At 63.1% G+C, this 7,415-nt stretch carries 7 protein-coding genes; 1 reads left to right on the forward strand and 6 read right to left on the reverse strand.

The window, feature by feature from the left end:
• The coding region (locus tag EN984_RS15530; protein WP_127383817.1) for a hypothetical protein at positions 1 to 942 on the reverse strand (942 nt) is incomplete at its 3' end.
• 188 nt (positions 943 to 1,130) lie between these two features.
• On the opposite strand from EN984_RS15530, the gene EN984_RS15535 reads away from it, so the two are divergent.
• Entirely contained in the window at positions 1,131 to 1,319 is a 189-nt protein-coding gene (locus EN984_RS15535) for a hypothetical protein (protein ID WP_127272037.1), read from the forward strand.
• 134 nt (positions 1,320 to 1,453) lie between these two features.
• Here the strand turns inward: EN984_RS15535 and EN984_RS15540 are convergent, their stop codons facing one another.
• From EN984_RS15540 to EN984_RS15560, 5 genes are all read right to left on the reverse strand, one after another.
• Positions 1,454 to 2,023 (reverse strand): DUF1254 domain-containing protein, encoded by a 570-nt coding sequence (locus EN984_RS15540; RefSeq protein WP_127271883.1) that lies wholly within the window; start codon positions 2,021 to 2,023, stop codon positions 1,454 to 1,456.
• A complete protein-coding gene (locus tag EN984_RS15545; protein ID WP_127271885.1) occupies positions 2,016 to 2,600 on the reverse strand; it encodes a DUF1214 domain-containing protein in 585 nt (194 codons plus the stop codon). The genes EN984_RS15540 and EN984_RS15545 overlap by 8 nt, the downstream gene beginning before the upstream one ends.
• A 205-nt stretch (positions 2,601 to 2,805) precedes the next feature.
• A complete protein-coding gene (locus tag EN984_RS15550; protein WP_127272265.1) occupies positions 2,806 to 4,959 on the reverse strand; it encodes a penicillin-binding protein 1A in 2,154 nt (717 codons plus the stop codon).
• Positions 4,960 to 5,189: 230 nt separating this feature from the next.
• A complete protein-coding gene (locus EN984_RS15555; RefSeq protein ID WP_127272266.1) occupies positions 5,190 to 6,629 on the reverse strand; it encodes an FAD-binding oxidoreductase in 1,440 nt (479 codons plus the stop codon).
• Positions 6,630 to 6,868: 239 nt separating this feature from the next.
• Positions 6,869 to 7,415 (reverse strand): arginine deiminase family protein (locus EN984_RS15560; protein ID WP_245480069.1); only part of this gene is annotated, 547 nt, incomplete at its 5' end.

Genomic DNA, 7,415 nt, shown 5'->3' on the forward strand with positions numbered 1-7,415 from the left:
AACCACCCTTGAAAGGGCTCCCGCCCGCCACGATCGCATCTTGTCCTGGGCCGCTTCACGATGCAGCAGCCGGTAACGGTCGAGGAAGGTGCGGATAGCCTGCGGATGCGGGAACTGGTTGGGATAGACGGCAACCGTGATCAGGAAGGCCCTGTCTTCGCTGAGGTCGAGCGAGCGCAAGGCGGCAAGCAGCGAGGCATAATTCTGGTTGGCGGTGAGCGATCGCGCGATCTCGAAATCGATATCGAGTGCATCGGCGAGCGCGGTCTGGAAGAACGCGGCGTTTCCCGTCAGCGCTGTCTCGCGCAATTTCACATAGGTGTCGGCGCCTTTGAAAGGATCGGCGTTCGTCGCTGCCGCCTCGTCGCCCGTGCGCATCATCGAGCGCAGCCTGCGCCGTGCATTCTCAGCCGCGATGCCGAGTGCCTGTTCCCGGGCGGGCTCGTCAGAGGCGGTTTCCGTGCTCGCTGGCGCGATCTTGTCTGCCGCGGCGGCGTTCGCATCCGGTTGCGGAGCGCGCACCAGGGTTGGCCTCTCGAGGGCCCTGATCAGATCAGCGATGGTCGGGTTCAAGCCCTTGCGGCGCGCGATGGCACGTGCATGCGGCAGGCCATGTCGCCCGATCAGCGCGATGAGATCGATGTCGCTGACGGCGCGTGAGCGGATGAGCAGCGGCGCGGCAATGTCGACCGGTTCCTCGCAAAGGCGGCGCACCAGGGCGGCGGGGGCGTATTCGCATTCGGAAAGGGCGGCTGCCACGTAACGGCGAGATTCGACGGACACGTCATTGAACAGCGGCAGCGTCAGGTCTTCGAGTTGACCGATCTCGCGGCGTGATGGGCGGGTGAGCGAACAGAACGCCGACACTGCGGCGCGGAACAGCCTTTCGGCCTTTCCCGAGTCTTTTCGCACCGCGATTTGCCTGAAGTCCGAAGATGACACGAAGGATACGCCCGTACTCGACACAACCTTGACGACGCTCGACCGGGACCGTGCCGGTTCCGAGAGTGCCAAGAACAAAGTTCAAGTTAGCGACGATCCGTTAGCGTTCCGTTAACCCTCTGCCGGCCTTAATGACATTTGGAGGCGTTGCGTTGTGCTCCGGGGAAACCGAGAGGAATGCGCGAACCATGGGCATGGTACTGTCTTTCGTGCCGCGTACGGCACCAAACACCAGAGTAAAGCAAACCGCCGAAATGCCGGCAGCGGTGATCATCTTTCCCGGCATCCGCTACGAGCGGCCGCATGCCGGCGAAGTGCGGCCGGTCGATCCCGACAAGCCGGGTTCGCCAGGACCAAAACCGGTCCCGCACCACTGAGTTTCGGCGGCCACGGACCTTTGGTCCGGGATCATGTCTAGTGCATGTCGCCCAAAAGTGACCTCGGTTTTGGGAGAACGACATGCACAAAGATCCAAAGCGGGTCGTCTGAATCCGTTCAGACGCGACTCGCTTTAGAAGTCCTGCAACTCGCAGGAACTCTGTTCGAAGAAGCGCGAAACGATCGGCTTCCAGCTGCTGTCGGGCACGAAGGCGCGGATGACGAAGATGCCTTCCTCGATCGGCGCTTCGACGAAGATCGCTCCTTGAAGATCCTCTGGAAGATCCTTGCGCACGTCGATCATCTGCGCCGGCGTCAGCACGACGGCATCCAGAACGCCGCCGGTCGCTGTGTGGTCGTTGAAGGAATAGATGTTGTGGCCGCTGCGGTCATAGACCGACACCGACCAGAACGGGACATGCCCAGGTGCCTTGACGCGGACCATGCCTTCGCCCAGATCGAACCGGCAGGCCGTCGCGTAAAACAGCGGGTCGACGGATTTCACCACGGGCGCGCCACCGGCCTCGGCATCGAGCCGCGTCATCTTGTACAGATCCGACGCCATGGACAGCCGCGACCAGGCATCGCGTTCGGAAAACTCGGGCACCAGCAGCAGCACGGCGATGTGCACGATGCCGGCGCCGAGCAGACCGAGCAGGACGGCATGCAGAAGTCCGCGCATCGCAGCGTAAAAACTACGCATTGCAGCCGACCTTGACGATATGCGGCAGCGAGACGTCCGACAGGCCGGTGCTGCTGGCGATTGGCGTGTCGTAGAAGGTCAGCACGAAATACATCCTGCCGAAGCCGTCTGTCAGCAGCCAATTGCCCGGCATCGGGTGATGGCCGGCGGAAATGATCACCGAATTGTCGGGCTGGCGCACCACCCCGTAGGATTGCAGCGCCGCCAGCCGGGGTTTGCCGGTTTCGACCACGCCGAGCGACTGGTCGGCGGCATAAAGCGTCCAGAACCGTGCTGTCGGAAAATCACCCTCGATTGTGTAGGTGCATTCGCGCTTGAGCTCGGCGCCGGCCGCGTCTCGCTCGGCGACGAAGGACAGCCCCTCGGCGCGGCCGAGCGCAAGCACACCCTCGCGCGCCACGCGGGCCTTGGAATAGGGATCGGCGGCCGGCGTGCCGATATCGGGAAAGGCTGTCCATTGGCCGATCCTGATGGCGCCGACACCATCCTGGACTTTCAGCGCATACCAGACGCTGCCGCCACCGCCGACGATGGCTATGGCAAGCGAAAGCAGCGTCAGGAAGGCAGTTTTGAGCATGAGGGGCCGGGGACACGAAGAGTTGCCGCTCGGGGATATCGCGGCGCAGGGCCTTGTGGCAAGCGGGCCGACGTAGAATTGCAGACGGCTCTCCCTTCTCCCCTTGCGGGAGAAGGTGGCCGAGCGAAGCTCGGTCGGATGAGGGGTGTTCCAGCTTGGCAATGGCGGTGATCCGGCCATCACCCCTCAACTGTCTCGGCGCCAATCACAGCGCCGACAGCGTCTCCGGCAGTTGCGGCGTACTGAGGACGGGCGCCGACTGGAACAGCGTGGTCATGTCCCGCAGCGTCTGGGTCGTGCGGCTGGACAGCACCGGCGGCCGTTCGGCGGCTGCATCGGCCGCCGCCTGATCGTCGCTCTTCTTCTGTGCTTCCTCGGCCTTGGCAGCGATCTCCTCATCGACGAAGGGCTTGTCGATGCCCGGGATCGGCTTGAGGTCGATGTTCTGGTGCGCATAGACCATCAGTCGCTGCCACACCATCGCCGGCAGTGAGCCACCGGTCATGTTCTTGGTCGGCGTGAAGTCGTCATTGCCCATCCATACCGCCGCCGTGTAGTTGCCGGTGAAGCCGACAAACCAGGCGTCGCGGTAGGACTGCGTGGTGCCTGTCTTGCCGGCGACGACGATGTTGGGAAGTTGGGCTCGCCGCGCCGTACCCATCACCGGCACTGCGGCCAGCATGGTGTTCATCGATTTGAGCGCCTGCTCGGACAGCACCCGGTGTGGCGGCGGCGCGTCCTTGGCGAAATCATAGACCACCTCGCCGGTCCGGGTGACGAGTTGGCTGATGCCGTGCCGGGAGCCGACGAAGCCGTTGTCGGCGAACACGCTGTAGCCCGTCGCCTGGTCCATCACCGTCATGCTCGAGGTGCCGAGCACCATCGTCTTATGTGCTTCGATCGGCGATTCCACGCCCATCGCCTCGGCCATGGCCTTGATCGGGCCGATGCCGAGATGATCCTTGGCCAGCCGCACCGGCACGGTGTTGATCGACTTGGCCATTGCCATGATCAACGTGACGTTGCCGGCCGATCCGCCGTTGTAATTGTGCGGCGACCAGCTGCCCCAGCTGATCGGGCCGCCGGAAATGATGGAGTTGGGGGTGAAGCCGTGTTCCATCGCGGTTGCGTAGACATAGGGCTTGAATGATGAGCCGGTCTGGCGCAGCGCCTTGGTGGCGCGGTTGAACTGGCTGGCCCCATAGTCGCGGCCGCCGACGATGGCGCGCACGGCGCCGTTGGTCTCGATGACGACGACGGCACCTTCGGTGACGTTGTACTCCTTGCCGAACTGGCGCAGGTGGAACTCCACCGATTCTTCCGCCGCCTTCTGGATGTTGGCGTCAAAGGTGGTGTGGGCGAGAAGCGAGTGCTGGCCAGGTTTGGCGATCTTCTTGACCTCGTCGAATGCCCAGTCGAGGTAATAGTCAGGGCTTTTCTGTTCGCCGCGGTCGACGACATCGGCCGGATGCAGCCTGGCCTGCAGGACCTGGCCTTCGGTCATGAAGCCGGCATCGACAAGGTTGGACAGCACCACATTGGCGCGCGCGCGCGCCGCCGGCAGGTTGATGTGCGGCGCATATTTGGTCGGCGCCTTGAACAGGCCGGCCAGCATCGCCGCCTCGGCCAGGTTCAGGTCCTTGACGCTCTTGCCGAAATAGAAGTCGGCGGCAGCCTCGATGCCGAACGTGCCGCCGCCCATATAGGCGCGGTCGAGATAGAGCTGCAGGATCTCCTTCTTCGACAGATTGGCCTCGAGCCACAGCGACAGGAAGGCTTCCTTGATCTTGCGCTCCAGCGTGCGCTCGTTGGTGAGGAACAGGTTCTTGGCCAACTGCTGGGTGATGCTCGAGCCGCCCTGGACGACGGAGTTCGCCCGCACATTCTCGAAGATCGCGCGCGACAGGCCGAGCACATCGATGCCGTAGTGGTCGAAGAAGCGACGGTCCTCGGTGGCAAGCACCGCCTTGATGACGTGATCGGGCATCTCGTCGACCGGCACGGAATCGCGCTGGATGATGCCGCGCTGGCCGATCTCGTTGCCATAGCGGTCGAGGAAGGTGACGGCGAAGTCGCCCTGGGCGCGCCAGTCGCCAGCCGTGTCCTGGAAAGCCGGAATGGCCAGCGCCAGCATCACCACGATGCCGACGGCGCCGAGCGTGAAACCTTCGCTCAACAGTTCGATGATGCCACGGCGCCAGCCGTTGACGCGGAAGCGCCGCGAGAAGATCGTCGCTGATTCCCAGAATTGGCGCGCCTTGAAGCCGATCTCATAGAGCGAGGAATCGATCCACGCATCGAGCGCCAGCAGCCGGGCGGCGATCGGACCTCTTCTTTTGCGCGGTTCGGGACTGGCCATTCGGAATCCGGCTAGCAATTGCACGACCTGAGAACCGCAAACCGGCAATTTCAGGGCGATGCATTCCGGGAGACTATTCCTCCATTTTTCCAGCACTCACAAGGGCGGCGAAGACACAGTATTGGGTTTGTTGCTGATGGGCCGGCCCAAGAATACAGCCCGGCGCCAACAGCATGTGCCCGCGCCTCCAGCGGAGGCGTGAACTTGTTATCACTGCAGCTCGGCGCGCCTCATGCGGCTCGCAAGCTTTCTTTCGGACGCAAATTCTGGTTCATGCGGAACAGGTTCAGCGGGTCGTAGCGCTGCTTGATTTCCAGAAGCCGTCGATGGTTGCCACCATAGGCCGCTTCGACCCGGTCGACCTCGTCCTCCGGCATGAAGTTCACGTAGGCGGTGCCGGCGGCATAAGGTTTGGCCGCCTCGTAGATTGAACGAGCCCAGTCGGTGCAAGCCTTGTCCATGGTGGGTTCGCGCCAGCGGGCGTGAATGTTCATGACGAAATGCGAACTGCGCTGTGGGAACGCCGTTGCATCCGCCTTGACGCGACCTGCCGCGCCGCCGACATGGCCGATAAATATCTCGCATTCGGGTCCCGGCAGCTTGGCTATTGCCCCCGTTACGACCGCAGCCGCCTCCTCGGAAAACTCGGTGAAGTCATGGCTCTTCCAGTAGTTGCGGGCGCCGGGCGTGAGCAGTGGGTCGAATGCCTGCTGCCAGCCGGTGAACGGGCTGGGGCCCACGACATCGGCAATCGGCGTGCCGATGGCTCGAAGTTTTTGCGTCGCCTTTTCGCCTGCCTCGATGTCGCCGCAATAACACATGGCCAGAACCAGAACCTCCTTGCCATGCCATTCCGCGGGCAGGAAGGGCAGCGGCGGCGCCTGCCGCATGACTACCCAGCAGGTCAACTCGTCAGGAGCGGTTTCGAGCGCCTTGCGATACTCCCGCAGCACCTTTTCGGCATCGGCGAAGGGATGGACGACAAGCCCTGCCAGCACTTGCGGTCCAAACTCATGGAGATGGAACTCGAATGCCGTGACGACGCCGAAATTGCCGCCGCCGCCGCGCAGCGCCCAGAATAAATCGGGATTTTCAGTCTTGCTGGCCCGGAGCAGTTTGCCGTCGGCGGTGACCACATCGGCGGAGGCAAGATTGTCGATGGTCAGGCCGAATTTGCGGGTGATCCAGCCGAAGCCGCCACCCAGCGTCAGGCCGGATATGCCGGTGGTCGAGTTGATTCCGGTCGGCACCACCAGCCCGAAGGCCTGCGTCTCCTTGTCGACATCGGCAAGCGTCGCGCCAGGCCCGACCCATGCCCGCCGCCCAGCGACATCGACCCGCACCGATTTCATCAATGACAGATCAATCATCAGGCCACCATCGCAGACCGCACTTCCGGCAATGTTGTGGCCGCCGCCGCGCACGGAGACGAGAAGCCTGTTCTCCCTGGCGAAATTCACGGCACTGACGACATCGGAAGCGCCGACGCAGCACACGATCAGCCCGGGCAGCCGGTCGACCGTGGCATTCCAGACGGTCCGTGCTTCGTCGTACGCGGCATCGCCTTCGCTCAGCATTTTGCCGCGCAATTGTGCCGAAAACGCTTCCAGGGCTGCGGCGTCGATTGTCGTTTTTCCGCGTTCAAGCGTGGTGAGGCTCATGGTGTTCATGGTTTCCTCCCGATTTGCAGATGAGCTGTCCTCTCCCAAAAGACGTTTTTACTGTGCGCTTATATTAGCTATCGCGCAAGTTTCGCGTCGGCCAGCGTTGCGACTCGCAAGCGGGGCACATGGTGCCGCCAGCCGGCGATCTCAGCCGTTTTGCGCGCGCGACCTTGCACCCTCGGCCGCCAGGATGCCGATCATGCTGATGCGAATGTGAGCGAAGCAGCGTAGCGCTATCCCACTCCTCAGGCCGGTTCGCGCTTCAGCGCCTGCGCCATGCAGTGGATGCCACCGCCGGTCTTCGAAATCTCGCTCATGTCGACGGCCGCGACTTCGAAACCGCGCGCCTTGAGCTGACCGATCAGCGCCTGGCTGGAGGTCGGCGCGATCACCCGGTCCCTGCCCAGCGACATGAAGTTGCAGCCGAGCGCCATCGTATCCTGGAACGGCACGTCGATGATCTCGTGGCCCTTGCCCTTCAACCAGTCGACAATGCCGGGTTCGGTGCAGGCGAGGCAGACAGCGGTCAGTTTTTCGGCGATCGGCACCACCATCAGGTCGATATGGACGTAATATTCGTCGATGAAGGCGATGCGGGTTTCCCAACCCTCCTTGTCGAACCAGGCCTGTACCTGGCGCGCACCTTCCTCCTGCGTGCGGGCGCCGCCGCAGCCGATCAGCACGACGCCGTCCTCGATGACGTTGAAGTCGCCGCCCTCGAACGTGCCTGCGGTGACCATGTCGTAGATCGGGATGCCGAGCTTTTCGTAGGTGCGGATCGCGGCATAGTTC

Origin of the sequence: Mesorhizobium sp. M7A.F.Ca.CA.004.12.1.1 (genome assembly GCF_003997835.1) — a bacterium.
Classification (GTDB): Bacteria; Pseudomonadota; Alphaproteobacteria; order Rhizobiales; family Rhizobiaceae; genus Mesorhizobium.

What these genes read in the sequence shown, in the direction of transcription:
- EN984_RS15555 (WP_127272266.1), bottom strand. Translation starts at nt 6,629, where the DNA reads ATGAACACCATGAGCCTCACCACGCTTGAACGCGGAAAAACGACAATC.
- EN984_RS15535 (WP_127272037.1), top strand. Translation starts at nt 1,131, where the DNA reads ATGGGCATGGTACTGTCTTTCGTGCCGCGTACGGCACCAAACACCAGA.
- EN984_RS15545 (WP_127271885.1), bottom strand. Translation starts at nt 2,600, where the DNA reads ATGCTCAAAACTGCCTTCCTGACGCTGCTTTCGCTTGCCATAGCCATC.
- EN984_RS15540 (WP_127271883.1), bottom strand. Translation starts at nt 2,023, where the DNA reads ATGCGTAGTTTTTACGCTGCGATGCGCGGACTTCTGCATGCCGTCCTG.
- EN984_RS15550 (WP_127272265.1), bottom strand. Translation starts at nt 4,959, where the DNA reads ATGGCCAGTCCCGAACCGCGCAAAAGAAGAGGTCCGATCGCCGCCCGG.